Consider the following 17,261-nt stretch of genomic DNA (forward strand, 5'->3'; position numbering starts at 1 on the left):
GCCGTCCGCTGCGGTCGGGTCAGCCCTTGCGCCACTTCTGGTTGGCGGTGCCCGCGCACTCCCAGAGCTGGAGCCGCGCCCCGTCGTCGCCGTTCCAGTCCTTGATGTCCACGCACTTGTCGGCTTGGAGATTGACCAGGTCTCCGGCCGCGTTGAGGGTGAACTGCTGGGCACCGCTGCCGTTGCACGTGTAGAGCTGGACCACGGCGCCGTTCTGGGTCGAGCCGCCGTCGACGTCCAGGCACTTGTTGTTCCGGCTCTGCACCGCGTTGCCGGTGAACGTCCATTTCTGCGCGTCGGTGCCGTTGCAGCCCCACATCTGCAACGGCGCCCGGTCGACGAAGTTCGCGCCGGGCACGTCGATGCACTTGTTGTTCCAGTTGCTCAGCACGGGCACCGCCACGCTCGGGTTCCCCGGTCCGCCGCCGCCGGAACCGAACGGGCTCAGGATGAGACCGGCCGCGCGGGGGTCGCCGTCGTGGACCAGCGACTCGAAGGCGCCGACGTCGTCGAAGGCGAACGCGTACGCCTTGCCGTCGACCATGTTGGCGTGGATGACGCGGGCGTAGTGGTTCGTCGGGTTGTTGCGGTAGAACTCGGCGGCGTTGAGGCTGGGTTGGGTGTCGACGGTGCCGAGCGTGCCTCGGTTGAGCGCCGCGCAGAGCGTGCGGGAGATCGGACCGACCACCAGGTCGTTGGGGGCGGGCAGGTCGCCGTCGCAGCCCCAGACGCTCGCCGACGAGGGCCGGTTGAACGAGGCGACCACCTGGCCGGCGCTGTTGGTGAACCGCATGACATTGCCGGAGGTCCGCCCGTGGTAGCGGATGTCGGGCCGGTCGGCGAACGGCACCACGGTCAGCGTCCTGGTGGTGTACGCGTTCCACGCCGACGCGATGTAGGAGTCGAGGTACGTGGCGCTGAGCAGGCCCGCACCGGCGGCCTTGCCGGGTGCGAGCACGCGCAGCACGGTGCCGTCGGACCGGACGTGGACGGTGTTCGCCCAGCCGGCCTGGGCGCGGATGCCGTCGATGATGGCGTTGCGGCCGTTGTCGACGACGTCGCCGGTCCGCTTGGTGACGCCGTTGGCGCCGGTGACGGTGACCGCGTGCGGCACGGCGAACATGTCGACCTGCGAGCTGTTGAGCCACAGGCCCGCGTCGTTGTAGGTGAACTCGCTCCAGTCGAACAGGATGTCGCGGTTGGCGTCGCCGGCGGCCCACGGCGCGGGCTGCACCAGACCGTCGGGGGTCAGGAAGAACTTGAGTTTCTCGCCGAACGAGAAGTAGACGCGGCCGGAGAATCCGCGGGGGAACCGAATGGTGGTGGTGCCGCCGTTGCCGGGGCCGGGGATTGACGCGTCCGGGGCGGGCGACGGCGGGAGTTGGCCGCCGGTCCACGGGATGAACGTGCCGCCCTGGTCGACGTAGCCGAGGCGGTTGCTGGCGAGGTGGATGCCGATGACGTACAGGTGGACGGCGTCGCCCCGGCCGGTGCTGTTGGTGACCGTGACGGGCAGCACCGCCGGACCGACGGCGTGGGCGGGGGAGGCCAGAACGATCGCCGGGAGGGCGGCGACCAGGGCGGAGAGGGTGGCCAGCAGCTTTCTTCGGATGCTCACGAGGACTCCTCGGGCTGGTGAGGGGCGGCACGGCCCGCCCCGGTGACGGTGGGGCGAAGTCAGGCGCGCGACCACTTCTGGTTGGCGCCGCCCGTGCAGTCCCAGAGGTGCAGCTTGCCGCCGTTGTTCGGGTTCCAGTCCCGGACGTCGACGCATCGGTTCGCGTTCAGGTTGACCAGGTCGCCGGCGGCGGTGAGGGTGAAGCGTTGCGCCGGGTTGCCGTTGCAGGTGACGAGGTTGACCTCGGTGCCGTTGCCGGTGCCGGCCCAGGCGGGGTCCATGCACTTGCCCATCGCGCGGATCGTGCCGTCGGCCGCGAAGGTCCAGGCCTGCGCCGCGGTGGTGTTGCAGTCCCAGATCTGCAACTTGGCGCCGTCCACCGGGTCGGCGCCGGGGATGTCGACGCACCGGCCGCTGTGCGCACCCCGGATACGGGTGGTGCCCGGGGCCGGGTTGCCGTCTCCGGGGCTGTGGTGGGACACCCGGACGTAGTCGACGAGCATCTGTTGCGGGAACTGGGTGGTGGCGTCCGGGTAGCCGGGCCAGTTGCCACCCACCGCCACGTTGATGATCAGGAAGAAGGGGTGGTCGAAGACCCAGCGGTTGCCGCCGAGCCGGCCGGGGTCGACCCGGTGGAACTCGACGCCGTCGAGGTACCAGATGATGGAGTTGGGTTCCCAGTCGACCCGGTAGGTGTGGAAGGCGTCGGCGAGCGGCTGCGGCAGGGTGCGACTGCCGGTGATGCCCCCGCCGCCGGAGTAGCCGGGTCCGTGGACGGTGCCGTAGACGGTGTTGGGCTCCTTGCCGACGTTCTCCATGATGTCGATTTCGCCGGAGTTGGGCCAGCCGACGCTGCCCAGGTTGTCGCCGAGCATCCAGAACGCCGGCCAGATGCCCTGGCCGCGGGGGATCTTGATGCGGGCCTCGAACCGGCCGTACGCCTGAGTGAACGTCGCGGCGGTCAGCAGTCGGGCGGAGGTGTACTCGCAGCGGCCGTAGTGGCACTGGTAGTTCGCGGGATTCTCGCGGCGGGCGGTGATGACCAGGTTGCCCTGGCCGTCGTGGACGGCGTTGCTGGTGCTGTCGGTGTAGTACTGCCGCTCGTTGTTGCCCCAGCCGCCGCCACCGATGTCGAACCGCCACCTGTTCCGGTCGACGGGTGCGCCGGCGGGGGCGTTGAACTCGTCCTGCCAGCTGATGGCGCCGATGGCGGCCTCGGCCCGGTCGGGTGGGGACGGTAGCGCCAGGGTGGCGGCGAGGGCGATGACGGCGACCGACGCACGTGCCAGCGGTCGTACGAGTCGGGACAGGGACACGGCGGACTCCTCGGCGGTGAGGTGGGGGACGGGTAGTCGCGGTTGTCAGCCGCGGCGCCACTTCTGGTTCGCGCCGCCGGTGCACTCCCACAACTGGAGGCGGGCGCCGTCGGAGTTGTTCCAGTCCCTGATGTCGACGCACTTGTCGGCCTGCGGGTTGACCAGGTCGCCGGCAGGGGAGAGAACGAACTGCTGGGCCGGGTTGCCGCTGCACGTGACGATCTGGATGGCGGCGCCGTTGGCGGTGGAGCCCCAGGCGACGTCCATGCACTTGTTGTTCTGCGTACGCAGCGTTCCGCCGGTGAGGGTCCAGGCCTGGGCGGGGGTGCCGTTGCAGGTCCAGGTCTGCAGGGGCACGCCGTCGGCGAAGTTCGAGTTGGGCACGTCGACGCACCGGTTGTTCCAGTTGCTGATGATCCGCTCGCCGCCGCCGGTGGTGACCAGGGACAGGCCGTAGACGCCGAGGATCTCGTTGACCGGCTGGAACCAGGTGGTGCCGCCGGTGGAACAGTTGCCGGATCCGCCCGACGTGACGCCCTGGGCCTGGTTGCCCGAGAGCCAGGCGCCGCCGGAGTCGCCGCCCTCGGCGCAGGCGTTGCTGCGGGTCAAGCCGTACACCGCGCCCTGGGGGTAGTTGACGGTCTCCTCGCGTCCGAGGATGGTGCCGCACCGCCATCCGGTGGTGCGCCCGGAGCGGCAGACCGAGCTGCCGATCGCCGCGTCCTGCGAGCCGGTCACCGCCACGTTGCCGCCGGAGTGGTTGTTGACCCACGGGCGGGGCGTCCAGTCGCCGTTGGTGCGGACCCAGCCGTAGTCGTTGCCGGGGAACGACGAGCCGGCGAACGTGCCCTGGGCGACGTTGTTGAACCCGAGCGTCGGACTGCCGGTGCGGCCACAGTGCCCGGCCGTGACGAAGCCGCCGGCCACCGCGAATCCCACCGAGCACAACGTGTTCCCGTTGATCACGTACTGGTCGCCGCCGCGGATGTCGTACAGGGGGCGGGGCGCGGCGCTGGTCTCGACCACGCGGACGACGTTGCCGGCGAGCCCACTCGCACGCGCGAACGCCCGCGCTTCGGCGGCGGCTCCCCGCGCGGCGGTCACGACCACGCTGTTGCTCGGTACGTCGACGTGCCAACCGAAGACGCGGCGGGGGTCGGTCCTGGTCCGACTCCGATCGAGCCTGCTCCGCAGTGACCGCAGGGTCTCCTCGCTGCGGGTCACCACCCGTGGCTGCGCGCCCTCGCTGGTCACGACGGCGGCGACCGAGGGATCTGTCACGGCCACGGTCAGGCGACGGCTGTCCGGGGCGAGCCAGGCGCCGGCGAAGGCCGGGCCGAGCCGGGAGCGCAGCCGCCGCTCCACGACCGGCGCCGCCGCCTCCAGCCGCAACCGCTGATCGAGTTGTGTGTCGGTCAGGCCGAGGTCGCGCCGCAGCGCGGCCACCAGCTCGGTGGGCAGCCCCGCCGGTGTCGTGGTGCCGGCGGTCGGGTCGGGCTGTGGGGAGGCGTTGGCGGCGCTCGCGTTGGGGAGGAGACTGACGATCGTCAGCGCGGCGACGACGGGAGCGAGGACACGCGACAGAAGTCTCACGGTACCTCCTGCGATGCGGAACGGGCTGCCGGGACAGAGCCGGAGAGCGCTCTCACAACGAAGGTCGTCGATGGCACTTTATTTGTCAAGAGTGTTTCCGGTTTTCGTGCGGGCGTCATGACCACACGCTTTGCGGCGTGTCGGGGTCTCCCACGGGCGGGACACCCCGACACGCCGCAAGTGGTGCCAGGCGTACGGCGCGTGACCGGCCGGTGTCGAACCGGCGGCCCTTACCAGGCGGCGGGCGGCGGCGGTGCCACCACCGGCGGCCGGTCGTCGCAGGTGATGGTGTTCGGCAGTTGCCAGCCGGCGAGCCACCCGCCGTCGTTCCCGCCGAGGTCGGTCAGGCTGAACTCGGATCCGGCAGGGGTGAAGTTGAACGACCCGCAGTTGTTGACGCCGACCGCACCCACGTGGCGCGCGTCGACGTTCGCGAACGACGCCGACCCCGCCGATCGGGCGCTCACCACGGAGGTTCCCGTGCCGTCGACCCGGATGTCCCTGAAGTGGACGTTCGTGATCGAGTAACGGTCCTTCACCGGCCAGTCGCTGACCAGCATGATGGCGTTGTAGGTGCTGTCGAGGTAGTGGTCGCCGACCACCTGGATGTCCGCGTCGATGTTCCGGTCGAGGGCGTAGAACCAGATGGCGCCGAGGCCGATCTTCCAGTTCAGTTCGTAGGTGCCGGCGCGGGCCGTGGTGTTCTCCGTGATCCGGAGTTGCCCGGTGAACGGCTCGGCACCGAACCGGGACCCCACCTGGATGGCGCTTCCCTCGCGGACCGGGTCGGCGATGAGGTTGCGGGAGATGGTGTTGTCCGTGCCGCCGTAGACGGCGATGCCGTTCGCCAGGACCGGCGACTGCACGGTGTTGCGGTCCAGGGTGTTGCGGGCGTTGCCGGTCTTCTCCGACCACATCGCGAGGCCGTCGTCGCCGGTGTTCCGGACGAAGTTGTTCCGCACCACCGAGTCGGTGACGCCGGTGTGGAAGTTCAACGCGTCCGCGATCTGGTCGACGATGATGTTGTTGGTGATTCTCAGGTCCGTCATCGGCCCGTCGAACCAGAGCCCCACCTTCGTGTGGCGCAGGTAGAGACCGTCGATGCTGCTGTGGCTCATCGCGCCGCCGATGCCGTTCACCTGATCGGTGTCGATGCGCTCGCGCACGTCGCCCTCGATCGCGAAGCCGGACAGATGGACGTTCCTGCTGCCGCCCACCGAGGCGTCCCGGCCGTAGAACCCCACCCCGGTGTGCACCGAGCCGTCCGGAGCCGGCGTGCTCAGCGCGACCTCCCGACCCTTGATCACCGTGTACCAGTTGCCGGCGCCCTCGATGGTGACGTCGTCGACGAGGATGTGCCGGTTCACCTGGTAGGTGCCGGGCGGCAGGTAGACCCTCAGGTGCGCGCGCCGGGCGAAGGCGATCGCCCGGTCCAGGGCGTCAGCGGAGTCGCGCCGGCCGGTCGGGTCCGCGCCGAACGCCAGCACGTTCGCCGCGGCCAGCGCGACGCGCGGCGGCCCGACCAGCTCCGAGTCGAGCAGGTCGATCACCGTCCACGGGGCGGCGCGTCCGGCCGGGGCGGTGAGCCGCACCACGCTGCCGGCCGAGTGGGTCCTACCCAGCAGCAGGCGCTGCTCGTCGTAGAAGTGGTGCGGGCGGAACGGCTTGGTGATCGTCGGGGTCGGGGTGGTGGCGGCGGGGACGCAGGAGCACTCGGTGATCCACCAGTCGGGGTGGAGCAGGTCGGCGGTGGGGTCGTTCGAGAACGGGTACTGGTTGTACAGCCAGGCGTACTGCGAGGTGAGCGTCATGGTCCTGGCGTGGCGGCGGTCGACCGAGACGTCCAGGGGCGCGGTGATGCCGCCGCCGGTGGGCGCGTCCGGGATGCTGTACCGGACGGTGATCGCGTTGGCCGCGGCCGGCAGCGTGAACTCGACGTACTGTCCCGGCGTCAGGTGGACCGCCCGACGACCGGACGCCTCCGACGCCAGCGAGTACGGCGTCCTGCTCGGGCCGATCAGCGTGCCGTTCGTCGCGGCGTTCTCCGCCTCCTGCTCCAGGAAGGCGACGTCGGCGCCCCGGCCCACGGTCAGCGACGGGTCGAGAGCGGCCCGGGTGACGACCGGGGCCGGGTTCGCGGGTACGTGACCTCCGGCCTGGGCCACCCCGCCCCCGCTGGTCACGCTGCCGGCCGTGACGGCTGCCAGCACTGCCGCCGCTACCGCCAGCCGGCGTGCCGGTCCGCCCGGCTGTCCTGTCGTTCGAGTCATCGCGTGATCCTTCTCCGAGGTGTCCGACGACCGTCATCGACGCCGCGCGGAAAGCTCCGTCATGTCCGCGGTGGCCGTCGGGGCGAGACGAGACGGTGCTGCGATGTTATTTCTATCAGCTGTCAATATTCAAGCATCTGTTTGTCTATTGCTTGCAGCACCGCCCAACCGGAGGGACGTGTCGGGCGAAATCCATCCTGGCTGCTGAAGGCCCCGGCCGAAGGCGCTCGCCGCTAGCGGCCGGCCTCCCGATGGCACCGTCGTGGTACGCGAGCCCCGGGCGGGGCGGTATCGGGCATCTGGAGAAGCTCTGCCTGTGCGAATTTTTCCGAGCGAAATCGCTTTTCTTCATTCGCATGTCGGCAGCTTGTCGAAGCCGCCCGCACCTTCCACACCACCCACTGACTGCCCCCAACACCCCGGCGTCGACACCGGCGCCAGCGTCGATCATGGAATTGTGGTGGATTGAAACCACGCTGAACCCCACACTCCGGGCACCACAACTGCCTGATCGACAGGTCGGGGTGGGGAGTCAGGGGGTGAGGGTGTGGGCGAGGGTCAGGCCCGCGGCGGCGGCGCACAGGGCGGCGGTGACGCTCAGGGCGACGTTGGCGAGGGCGCGCAGCCGTCCGCCCGCGCGGACCAGCCGCAGCGTCTCGTAGCCGAAGGTGGAGTACGTGGTCAGCGCCCCGCACAGGCCCGTGCCGAGCAGCGCGCCGAGGCCCGGGCCGACCGGCAGTCCCACCAGGAACCCGAGCAGCAGCGAACCCACCACGTTGACCGTCAGCGTCCCCCACGGGAAGGACGAGCCGAACCGGGCCTGCACCGCCCGGTCGGTCAGGTAGCGCAGCGGCGCCCCCACGGCCGCGCCGAGCGCGACGAGCAGCACGGTCACCGGTGCCTCCCGAGCAGCCGCCCGGCGAGCGCGTCGCCCGCCCACACCGCGGCGAGCGCGCCGAGCACCGTCGCGGCCAGGTACGACAGGGCGGTGACCGGGGCGCCCGCCCGGAACACCGAGTGCACGTCCACCGCGTACGTGGCGAAGGTGGTGTAGCCGCCGAGCACTCCCACGCCGAGGAAGGGGCGCAGCAGCGGCCGGCCGGTGCCGAGACGGGGCAGGGCCGCCATCAGCGCGCCGATCAGGAGGCAGCCGGTGAGGTTGACGGCGAACGTCGCCCACGGGAACCCGGCGGCGGGGTGCGGGAGCGCGTGCTGCACGCCGGCGCGGGCCAGGGCGCCGAGGGCCCCGCCGGCGGCGATCGCCCCGAGCACCGCGCGCGGACGGGCGGCCACCTCGCCCCGGTCGGCGGCCACCCGCAGGTCGACGTCGGGGTCGATGCGCCGCTCCGGTCCGGACACGTCCCCTCCCAGAGTGCGACCCCGGACGAACCTGCGGGGCGGCCCGTCAGCCTATCGCCCCCGTGCGGACGCGGTCTGACGGTCGGGGCCCGGCCGGCCCGCGGCGCGGCATCGCCGTCCGCGCGCGCCCCATCGCCGTCCGTGAATCGACGCGGCTTCGGGGAGGGCGCTGATCGACGCGACGCGCCGGGGCGCCGTTTCGACGCAGCGAGGCCGGGGCAAAAGCCCGACCAGCGGTTTCGTCGAGAGGGGGTTCGTGATGGCCGAGACGACAACGGCGTCGGAGGCGCGCGGGTCCGGGGCCACGGGGGGCGGTCGCGGCGCGCGCGGACGCGGCACGCGGGCCGGTGGGCCGCCGTTCCGCAAACCCAGGTGGCCGAAGGCGTACGCCTTCGCGTGGGTCACCGGCGCGCTGTTCCTGTTCTCCTGGATCGGCCAGTTCGTCTTCCAGGCCGCGGTGCAGAGCAACGAGGCGAGCCAGCACGGCGAGTCCTTCGCCTGGAGTGAGTTCCTGCCGCAGTTCCTCGCCTCCACCTTCGAGAACTGGCAGTCCGAGTTCCTCCAGCTGATCTGGCAGGCCGCCGGCCTGGCCCTGTTCTACTACTGGGGCTCCTCGCAGTCGCGGGAGTCCGACGAGCGGATCGAGGCCAAACTGGACGCGCTGCTGCGCGAGCGGAACCTGGACCCGCGCAACCCCTGACACCCGCGGAGTGTCCTGGTCGCCGGCGCGGGCCTCGACAGCGGCGGGGCCGGCCGCCGGTGGTGCCGCGCCCCGGGCGGGCGTACGGTACCAAGATCGGGGGTGTGGCGGCCCGGCCGCGTCGGTGGGTGGCCCGGCCCCGCCGTGACGTGCAGGAGGCACCGATGCAGGACCGCGCCCCTCGGCCGGAGGAGCTGGAGCCGATCGAGCGGGCCGGCGTCGACGAGCTGCGGGCGCTGCAACTGGACCGGCTGCGGTGGTCGCTGCGGCACGCGTACGACAACGTGCCGCACTACCGGCGCGCGTTCGAGGCGCGCGACGTGCACCCGGACGACTGCCGGGACCTGGCCGACCTGGCCCGGTTCCCGCTCACCGGCAAGGCCGAGCTGCGGGAGAACTACCCGTTCGGCATGTTCGCCGTGCCCCGGGAGCGGATCGCCCGGCTGCACGCCTCCTCCGGCACCACCGGCCGCCCCACCGTGGTCGGCTACACCCGGCAGGACCTGACCACCTGGGCCCGGCTGATGGCCCGCTCGATCCGCGCCTCCGGCGGCCGCCCCGGCGACCGGGTGCACGTCGCGTACGGCTACGGCCTCTTCACCGGCGGCCTGGGCGCCCACTACGGGGCCGAGGAGCTGGGCTGCACCGTCATCCCCGTCTCCGGCGGGATGACCGAGCGGCAGGTGATGCTGATCCGCGACCTGGCCCCCGAGATCATCATGGTCACCCCCAGCTACCTGCTGGCGATCGTGGACGAGATGGAGCGGCAGGGGATCGACCCGCGCGCCACCTCGCTCCAGGTCGGCATCTTCGGGGCCGAGCCGTGGACCGAGGACATGCGCCGCGAGATGGAGCGGCGGCTCGACATGCACGCGGTGGACATCTACGGCCTCTCCGAGCTGATGGGGCCGGGTGTGGCCAACGAGTGCGTGGAGACCAAGGACGGGCCGCACCTGTGGGAGGACCACTTCTATCCGGAGATCATCGACCCGGTCACCGGGGCGGTGCTGCCCGACGGTGAGCGGGGGGAGCTGGTGCTCACCTCGCTGACCCGGGAGGCCATGCCGGTGGTCCGCTACCGCACCCGGGACCTCACCCGCCTGCTGCCCGGCACCGCGCGGCCGATGCGCCGGATCGAGAAGATCACCGGACGGACCGACGACATGATGATCGTGCGCGGGGTGAACGTCTTCCCCACCCAGATCGAGGAGCTGATCCTGCGTACGCCGCAGCTGTCCCCGCACTTCCAGTGCGTGCTGGAGCGGCAGGGCCGGCTGGACACCCTCACGGTGCGGGTGGAGCGTCGCCCCGGCGTGACCCCGGAGTCGGCCGAGCGGGCCGGCGCCGCCCTGGTCGAGCTGGTCAGGAACACCATCGGGGTGAGCGTCGCCGTGCGGGTGATCGCGCCGGACGGGGTGGAGCGTTCGATGGGCAAGATGCGCCGGATCGTCGACCATCGGCGGGTGGGCTGAGATGGGGGAGCACGGCACGGTGACGCCGGGGCGGACCGCCGCGCACGACATGTTCGACGCCGACGTCGCCTCGCGCGGCCTCGGCATCGAGCTGGTCTCCGCCGGCGACGGCGCCGCGGTGGCCCGGATGCGGGTGACGGCGGCGATGCTCAACGGCCACGCCATCGGTCACGGCGGCTTCGTCTTCCTCCTCGCCGACACGGCCTTCGCGCTGGCCTGCAACAGCCACGGGCCGGCCACCGTCGCCGCCGGCGGTGAGATCACCTTCCTCCGTCCGGTCCGCGAGGGTGACCTGCTCACCGCCCGCGCCACCGAGCGGAGCCGCTACGGCCGCAGCGGGATCTACGACGTGACGGTCGCCCGGGGCGACGAGGTGGTCGCCGAGTTCCGGGGCCGCAGCCGCACCCTGGCCCGGTAGGCCGGCGGCTGGCCGCGCGGCACCACGTGTCCGGCCCGGCTCTCCGGCACGATGTCCCGATGGGACACGTCGTGCTCTTCCATTCCGTGTACGGACTGCGGCCCGCCGTGCTGACCGCCGCCGTTCGGCTGCGCGCCGCCGGGCACCAGGTCACCACCCCCGACCTGTACGGCCGGCCACCGGTCGACACCGTCGAGGAGGGCTTCGCCCTGCTGGCGGCGGTGGGCCAGGACGAGGTGCTGCGGCGGGCCCGGGCGGCGGTGGACCGGTTGCCGCCCGACACCGTGCTCGCCGGCTGGTCGATGGGGGCCGGGGTGGCCGGCGCGCTGCTGGCGGAGCGGCCGCACACGGCCGCCCTGCTCCTGCTGCACGGCACCGGCGGCGACCCGGCCGGCGTGCGGGCCGGTCTGCCGGTGCAGCTGCACCTGGCCGACCCCGACGGGTACGAGCCGCCCGACGAGCTCGACGAGTGGCGGCGCGCGATGACCGACGCGGGGGCGCGGCTGGAGGTGTTCCGCTACCCGGGCGCGGGGCACCTCTTCACCGACCCGGACGTGCCCGACCACGACCCGGTGGCCGCCGAGCGGACCTGGCAGCGGATGCTGGCCTTCCTTCCCGTCGGGCAGCCGACCGGTCCGGCCGCGGCCTGACCCGCCAGGCCCCGACCGGCGCGGCCCGCGCTCAGGCGGCGCGTGGTACCGGGGCGACCCGTCCCGACCCGGCGGGCCGCCGTCGCGCCGGCCGGTCGCCGCGGCGCGCCCGGTCCGCCGAGGTGAGGGCGATCCGGCCGCGTCCGGTCCGCCCGTCGCCGGCGGGGCCGCCCGACCGGGCGACCCCGCCGATCGGTAAGTGGCCGCCCGGCGGCGGCACCGTCCGTCCGGGCGGCACGATGGTCAGCCGCGACGTGCCGGGGATCGCGGGTACGGCCGGGACCGTCGCGCCGTACGGCGATGCGCCCGCCCGGTCGGGGCTTCTCCGACCGGCGGCCGGCCCGCCCCGCCCCGGGTCGCCGGTCGGGTCGACCCCACCACCGCCCGGGATGGGGACGACCGGATTCCGTGCCAGGCCGATCCGGGCGGCTGCGGCGGGCTCTTCGACCAGGCCGGGGCGACCGGCGGTGGCCGGATCCGCGCCCGGGCCGGCCCAACCGGCGGTGGCCGGATTCGTGAGCGCGCCGATCCGGCCGGCGGTGGCCGGCCGCACGACCAGGCCGTTCCGGGCGAAGGCGGCCGCATGCCCGGTCGGCTCGGGGGCGGTCAGGTCTTCCGCGCGTCGATGATCCGAGGCCCGGCCCGCCCGGGCGCCGGTCCGGGCCGGCGAGCGCCCCGCTCCCGGGCCGGCGACGACCACCGGCCGAATGTCCGCTCCACGATGGACCGTGGATCCGACGGCCCCGACGGCCGGCCGGGTCCACACGGCCCCGACGAGCCCCGCCGGCATCGGCCCCGCCCCGCTGGACGCCAGGAGACGCGGGCGTGCGGGCCGGCCGAAGCCGCCGCGTCCGGGCGCCGCCTCGCGGGCGGTAGGCCCCGGGACCGTCCGGCCGGGGGGTTCCCCGGTCGCGGCGCCGCCCCGCGCCGCCGGCCACTGCGCGGCCCGGCGGGTGAACTCGGCGCGGATGGCCCGGGGCAGCCGCTCGTGGGCGACCCGGCGCAGGGCCGGATCCACGACGGCGTACCCGCCGTGGGCGATGGGCCGCAGCAGGCCCTCCCGGGTCAGGGTGCGCAGCAGCGCCGTGGCCCGGGTGGGAGCCCAGCCGAGCAGGCGCGCCACGGCCGGTGCGGTGCAGCCGGCGCCGAGCGTCGCGGCGACCATCAGCACGGCCCGCCCCGCGCCGTCCAGCCGGTCCAGCCGGGCCTCGGCGGCCCGCCGTACCGCCTCGGGCAGCGGCGGGGACGCGGCCCCCGCCCCCGCGGCGGCGTAGGCGGCGGCGCGTCCCGGCACGCCCCCGACGAACGGCAGCAGCCGAGCGGCCAGCGCCGCCGGGCGGCCGGCGCGGCCGAGCAGCCGCCGCAGCAGCCGACCGGCGTCGACCGCGCCGAGCGGCGCCAGCGCCACCTGGCAGCGACGGTCGGCGGGGCCGGGCACCGGGTCGGCGTGGTGCGGCCGGTGGGTGGCCACCACCGCCAGCGGCAGCCCGCGCAGTGTCGCCGTGGCGAACAGGGTGTGCAGGAACCGGCTCAGCTGCGGCCTCGCCCGGTCCAGGTCGTCCACCGCCACCACCACCGGCTGGCGGGCGGCGAGCGCCAGCAGCACCTGCCGGCCCGCCGCCGCGCCGCCGGTCCCGGGCCGGTCCGGCGCGCCCAGCAGCGCCGCCAGCGCGTCCACGGTCGTCGCCGCCGGTCCCGGCGTGTCCAGCCCGTCGACCAGTGCGGCCAGCCGGCGCCGGACCACCGCCGGCGGGTCGGCGGGCCGCACCCCGGCGAGGTCGCGGACCAGGTCGGCGACCGGGGCCAGCACCGCCTCCGGGTACGGCGGGCAGTACGCGACGCACCAGCGCACCGGCGCCCCGTCGACCTTCCGTACCGCCTGGCGCAGCTCGTGCAGGAGGCGGGAGCGGCCGATGCCGTCCGGACCGACCACGGACACCCATCGTGGACGGTGCTCCCGGACGACCCGGACGATCTGGTCCTGCGCGGTGGCCAGTTCCCGGCGCCGGCCGACCAGCGGGCCGTGGTGCCGGTCGGCGCGGGGCCGGGCCGGCCCGGTGACCCGCCAGAGCTCGACCGGCAGCGCCTTGCCGGCGAGGGCCGCCGGGGCGAGCGCGTGCTGGTCGATCAGGCCGGCGGTGGCCCGGTGGGTGGCCGCGCAGACGACCACCCCGCCCGCCGGGGCGTACTCCTGCAAGCGGGCCGCGGTGCTGATCACCGCGCCGCTTGCCGAGCCGTGGCCGCCGTTCCGGGCGGCGGTCAGGTCGACCACCGCCTCGCCGGTGGCGACGCCCACCCGGACCCGCAGCGCGACGCCCCCCGGCATCGGCCGCCGGTCCAGCGCGGCCTGGATCTCCAGGCCGGCCCGGACCGCCCGGTACGCGTCGAGCCCGTCGGAGCGGCGCGCCCCGAACAGCGCCATGACCGCGTCACCGACGTACTTCTCGACCACCCCCTGCCACCGTCGCAGCACCCCCGCGACGGTGTCGAAGTACGCGTGTTGCAGCGCCCGGACGTCCTCCGGGTCGAGCCGTTCGGTCAGCGCGGTGGAGCCGACGATGTCGGCGAAGAGCACGGTCACCGTGCGTCTCTCCTCCGGCACCGGCCAGGGCGGCCCGGTGACGTCCTCCCGACCGATGACGAGCGTGGACAGTGGCATCGCACCCACCCTTCCCCCCAGCAGTGGTGCCTGACGATCTCCGGAGACTGTCACCACCGGGCCGACGGGGGATCTGCCGAACGACGTATGTCGGCCGGTGACAACCTTTAGTCGCAATGTCGACGCGAGGAGTACCACAGCGGGATCAAGCCCGTAGATGGGTGCGGGGGGCTGTGGCTAGGCTGCGGGCATGGCCAGCGATGTGGACACCGCACCGCTCGTCGGCCGTGCCGAGCAGTTGACGTCGCTGCGCTCCGCCCTGCTCGACGACCTCGGGCCCGGGCAGACCGCGGCGGTCTTCCTCAGTGGTGAGAGCGGCGTGGGCAAGACCCGGCTGCTGCACGAGGTGGGGGCGCGGCTGCGCGACGCGGGAGCCGTGGTGCTGACCGGCTCCTGCCTGGACATCGGCGACGCCTCGCCGCTGCACCCGGTGCTGCAGGCGTTACGCCGCTTCGACGCCGAGCTGACCTCCACCCAGGCCCGGACGTCCTCGGCGGTCCGCGGCCTGCTGCGGATGTTCGCCGAGGAGACCGCCGCCCCGGACGGCGCCGGCGCGCTGCTCGAACGGGTGTCCCGCGGGCTCGGCCTGATCGCCGAGGGCCGGCCGCTGGTGCTCGTCCTGGACGATCTGCAGTGGGTGGACCGGAGCACCCGGCAGCTGCTGCTCTACCTGCTCGCCGGTCTGGGCGACCTCCAGCTCTCCGTGCTGGCCGCGGTGCGGGCCGAGTCGTTGCAGGGCGCTCACCCGCTGCGCCGGGTGCTCACCGAGCTGCGCCGGCTCCGGTCGGTGCGGGTGCTCGACCTCGCCCCGCTGGACCGGGCCGACACCGACCGGCTGGCCGCCGCCATCGCCGGCGCGTCGTTGACCCCGGAGGCCGCCGAGCAGGTCTGGCAGCGCAGCGGCGGCAACCCGTTCGTGGTCGAGGAGTTGGCCCGGGACCTGCGCGACGGCCGGGACGGGCTCTCCGACACGCTGCGCGAGATCTTCCTGGCCCGGGTGGACGCGCTGCCGCAGCACGCGCACGCCGTGGTGCACGCCGTCGCCGCCGGTGTCGAACCGGTCGAGCACTGGCTGCTGGCCGAGGTGCTGGGTCTGCCCGAGCAGGAGCTGATCGAGGCAGTGCGGGCCGCCGTGGCGCACCGGCTGCTGGTCGGCGTGGACGAGGGTTACCGGCTGCGCCACCGGCTGGTCGCCGAGGTCCTCGCGCACGAGCTGCTGCCGGCGGAACGCTCCGCCCTGCACCGACGCTACGCCGAGGCGCTGACCCGGGCGCCGGCGGAACTGCACCAGGCGCGCCTGGCCCACCACTGGCGGCTGGCCGGCGAACCGGGCCTGGCGTTGCCGGCGGCGATGGCGGCCGCCCGGGAGGCGGAGCGGCTGCACGGCTTCGCCGAGGCGCACCGGCACTGGTCGGCGGCGCTGGACCTGGCCGCCGCGCCGGCCGCCGGCCCGGCCGCCCCGGCGCCGGTCCGGGTCGACCGGGCGGTGCTGCTGGAGCACGCCGCGGAGACCGCGCACCAGTGCGGCGAGCACGCCCGGGCGCTGCACCTGCTGGAGGAGCTGGCCGGGGGCGCGGAGGCCGGCCCGTCCTGCGCGCTGCGCATCCGCCGGGCCCGCTACCTCGCCGCCGCCGGACGGTCCGCCCCGGCCGAGGCGGAGTACACCGGCGTCCTGGAGTCCGCCGACTGCACCCCGCGGGAGCGGGCGTCCGCCGCCGCCCGCCTGGCCGAGCTGCTGCTGCACCTGGGCCGGTACGCCGAGGCCGGCCGGCGCGCCCGGGAGGCGCTCGACCTCGCCGCGGCGGTGGACGGCAGCACCACCGAGGTGGTGCTGGCCAGCTCGGCGCTCGGCTTCAGCGAGGCGTTCCTGGAGGACCCGGACGCCGGCCTGGCGGTGGTCCGCCGCGCCCTGGAGATCGCCGAGCGGGCCGGCCGGCCGGAGGACGTCGCCTGCGCGTACCTGCACCTGGCGGAGCTGCTCACCGGGCCGTTGAACATCCTCGAGGAGGGGGTGGTGGTGGCCCGCCGGGGCGCCGAGCGGGTGGCCGAACTGGGGCTGGGCCGCACCTACGAGACCCGGCTGCTGGCGATCGCCACGAACGGGCTGTTCCGGGTGGGGCAGTGGGCCGAGGCGGAGAAGGTGGTCGCGGCCGCGCTGCGGCACCGCCCCTCGGGCGCCGACGCGGTGGAGCTGCTGCTGGCCCGCTGCCGGCTCTCCGTCGGCTACGGCGACGTGGAGGCCTCCGACCGGGACCTGGAGGCGGTCGCCACGGTGCTCGCCGGTGGCGGTGCCCGACACGTGCTGCCGATGCTGATCCTGCGCGCCGGGCTGGCCATGTGGCAGGGGCGGCACGACGTCGCTCGGCAGGCCGTGCAGCGTGGACTCACCGAGAGCCGCTCCGACGACGTGATGCTGCTGGCGACCCTGGCCTGGCACGGGTTGCGGGCCGAGGCGGAGGCGCACGCCAGCCGTACGGTGCCGGTGGACGAGACCGCGGTCCGGCGCCTGCGCGACGTGGTCGACAAGGTGGCCCGCAAGAGCGTGCACGCGGCCCGGCCGGTACGCCTCGGCGCGGAGGGCTTCCTGGCGCTCTGCGCCGCCGAGCTGAGCCGGCTCGACGGGCGGGGCGATCCCGAGCTCTGGGCCCGCTCGGCCGCCGAGTGGGACCGGCGCCACCATCCGTACCCGGCGGCGTACTCCCGGCTGCGGCAGGCCGAGGCGCTGCTGGCCCGCCGCAGCCGCAGCACGACCGCGGCGAAGCTGCTGCGCCGGGCGTACGAGATGGCCCAGGGGCTCGGCGCGGTACCGCTGACCAGTGAGATCCGTACCCTCGCCGGCCGCGCCCGGGTGGCGTTGGAGGAGCGGCCCCCGTCGGCCGCCGGCCGTCCCGCGCGCCGGGCCGGAGCCGCCGCCGGTGAGCTGTCGGTGCTCACCGCGCGGGAGCGCGAGGTGCTCGCCGCGGTCGCCGAGGGGCTGACCAACAAGGAGATCGGGCAGCGGCTGTTCATCAGCGAGCGGACCATCGGGGTGCACGTCTCGCACATCTTCGACAAGCTCCAGGTCCGGACCCGGGTGCAGGCGAGCGCGATCCACCTGCGTAACCGCGCCGACTGACGTACGTGTGATCGCCTCGAATACGTCGTTCTACTGATGGCGCGGGCGCTCGCCGCTGGAAGGCTGTCCAGCGAGCCGAAGGCACGGGGGT

General features: G+C 74.1%; 12 protein-coding genes. 5 read left to right on the forward strand and 7 right to left on the reverse strand.

The window, feature by feature from the left end; genetic code table 11:
• Nucleotides 1-19 precede the first annotated feature (19 nt).
• The 6 genes from AC5L3Z_RS16155 to AC5L3Z_RS16180 form a co-directional block, all read right to left on the reverse strand.
• Complete coding sequence (locus AC5L3Z_RS16155) at nucleotides 20-1,618, reverse strand: glycoside hydrolase family 64 protein (protein WP_494842843.1); 1,599 nt, start codon at nucleotides 1,616-1,618, stop codon at nucleotides 20-22.
• A 59-nt stretch (nucleotides 1,619-1,677) separates the two neighbouring features.
• Nucleotides 1,678-2,934, reverse strand: a complete 1,257-nt coding sequence (locus AC5L3Z_RS16160) for a family 16 glycosylhydrolase (protein WP_494842845.1) — start codon at nucleotides 2,932-2,934, stop codon at nucleotides 1,678-1,680.
• Nucleotides 2,935-2,979: 45 nt separating this feature from the next.
• Nucleotides 2,980-4,518 (reverse strand): ricin-type beta-trefoil lectin domain protein, encoded by a 1,539-nt coding sequence (locus tag AC5L3Z_RS16165; protein WP_494843238.1) that lies wholly within the window; start codon nucleotides 4,516-4,518, stop codon nucleotides 2,980-2,982.
• A gap of 239 nt (nucleotides 4,519-4,757) precedes the next feature.
• Nucleotides 4,758-6,797: a glycosyl hydrolase family 28-related protein gene (locus AC5L3Z_RS16170; protein WP_494842847.1), complete on the reverse strand. Its 2,040-nt coding sequence runs from the start codon at nucleotides 6,795-6,797 to the stop codon at nucleotides 4,758-4,760.
• Nucleotides 6,798-7,329: 532 nt separating this feature from the next.
• Nucleotides 7,330-7,692, reverse strand: a complete 363-nt coding sequence (gene crcB / locus AC5L3Z_RS16175; protein WP_494842849.1) for a fluoride efflux transporter CrcB — start codon at nucleotides 7,690-7,692, stop codon at nucleotides 7,330-7,332.
• Nucleotides 7,689-8,168, reverse strand: coding sequence for a fluoride efflux transporter FluC (locus AC5L3Z_RS16180; RefSeq protein WP_494843240.1), 480 nt, complete (start codon nucleotides 8,166-8,168; stop codon nucleotides 7,689-7,691). Before AC5L3Z_RS16180 ends, crcB begins: the two co-directional genes overlap by 4 nt.
• 247 nt (nucleotides 8,169-8,415) lie before the next feature.
• On the opposite strand from AC5L3Z_RS16180, the gene AC5L3Z_RS16185 reads away from it, so the two are divergent.
• The 4 genes from AC5L3Z_RS16185 (at nucleotide 8,416) to AC5L3Z_RS16200 (ending at nucleotide 11,396) form a co-directional block, all read left to right on the forward strand.
• A complete protein-coding gene (locus AC5L3Z_RS16185; RefSeq protein ID WP_494842851.1) occupies nucleotides 8,416-8,856 on the forward strand; it encodes a DUF6766 family protein in 441 nt (146 codons plus the stop codon).
• 164 nt (nucleotides 8,857-9,020) lie between these two features.
• Nucleotides 9,021-10,328: a phenylacetate--CoA ligase PaaK gene (gene paaK, locus AC5L3Z_RS16190; protein WP_494842853.1), complete on the forward strand. Its 1,308-nt coding sequence runs from the start codon at nucleotides 9,021-9,023 to the stop codon at nucleotides 10,326-10,328.
• Between the two features lies 1 nt (nucleotide 10,329).
• Nucleotides 10,330-10,746, forward strand: a complete 417-nt coding sequence (paaI, locus tag AC5L3Z_RS16195; protein ID WP_494842855.1) for a hydroxyphenylacetyl-CoA thioesterase PaaI — start codon at nucleotides 10,330-10,332, stop codon at nucleotides 10,744-10,746.
• A 59-nt stretch (nucleotides 10,747-10,805) separates the two neighbouring features.
• Nucleotides 10,806-11,396, forward strand: a complete 591-nt coding sequence (locus AC5L3Z_RS16200) for a dienelactone hydrolase family protein (protein WP_494842857.1) — start codon at nucleotides 10,806-10,808, stop codon at nucleotides 11,394-11,396.
• A 31-nt stretch (nucleotides 11,397-11,427) separates the two neighbouring features.
• Here the strand turns inward: AC5L3Z_RS16200 and AC5L3Z_RS16205 are convergent, their stop codons facing one another.
• Nucleotides 11,428-14,055, reverse strand: a complete 2,628-nt coding sequence (locus AC5L3Z_RS16205; protein WP_494842859.1) for an AAA family ATPase — start codon at nucleotides 14,053-14,055, stop codon at nucleotides 11,428-11,430.
• Between the two features lie 190 nt (nucleotides 14,056-14,245).
• Between AC5L3Z_RS16205 and AC5L3Z_RS16210 the strand changes: the two genes are divergently transcribed.
• The gene (locus AC5L3Z_RS16210) at nucleotides 14,246-17,170 is read left to right on the forward strand and encodes a helix-turn-helix transcriptional regulator (RefSeq protein ID WP_494842861.1); all 2,925 of its coding nucleotides are present in this window, start codon (nucleotides 14,246-14,248) and stop codon (nucleotides 17,168-17,170) included.
• Nucleotides 17,171-17,261 lie beyond the last annotated feature (91 nt).

It is taken from the genome of Micromonospora sp. LZ37 (assembly GCF_059359015.1).

Excerpts from the sequence above, each read along its gene's own strand:
- AC5L3Z_RS16200 (WP_494842857.1), top strand. The coding sequence starts at position 10,806 with ATGGGACACGTCGTGCTCTTCCATTCCGTGTACGGACTGCGGCCCGCC.
- AC5L3Z_RS16205 (WP_494842859.1), bottom strand. The coding sequence starts at position 14,055 with ATGCCACTGTCCACGCTCGTCATCGGTCGGGAGGACGTCACCGGGCCG.
- paaI (WP_494842855.1), top strand. The coding sequence starts at position 10,330 with ATGGGGGAGCACGGCACGGTGACGCCGGGGCGGACCGCCGCGCACGAC.
- paaK (WP_494842853.1), top strand. The coding sequence starts at position 9,021 with ATGCAGGACCGCGCCCCTCGGCCGGAGGAGCTGGAGCCGATCGAGCGG.
- AC5L3Z_RS16210 (WP_494842861.1), top strand. The coding sequence starts at position 14,246 with ATGGCCAGCGATGTGGACACCGCACCGCTCGTCGGCCGTGCCGAGCAG.
- AC5L3Z_RS16185 (WP_494842851.1), top strand. The coding sequence starts at position 8,416 with ATGGCCGAGACGACAACGGCGTCGGAGGCGCGCGGGTCCGGGGCCACG.
- AC5L3Z_RS16170 (WP_494842847.1), bottom strand. The coding sequence starts at position 6,797 with ATGACTCGAACGACAGGACAGCCGGGCGGACCGGCACGCCGGCTGGCG.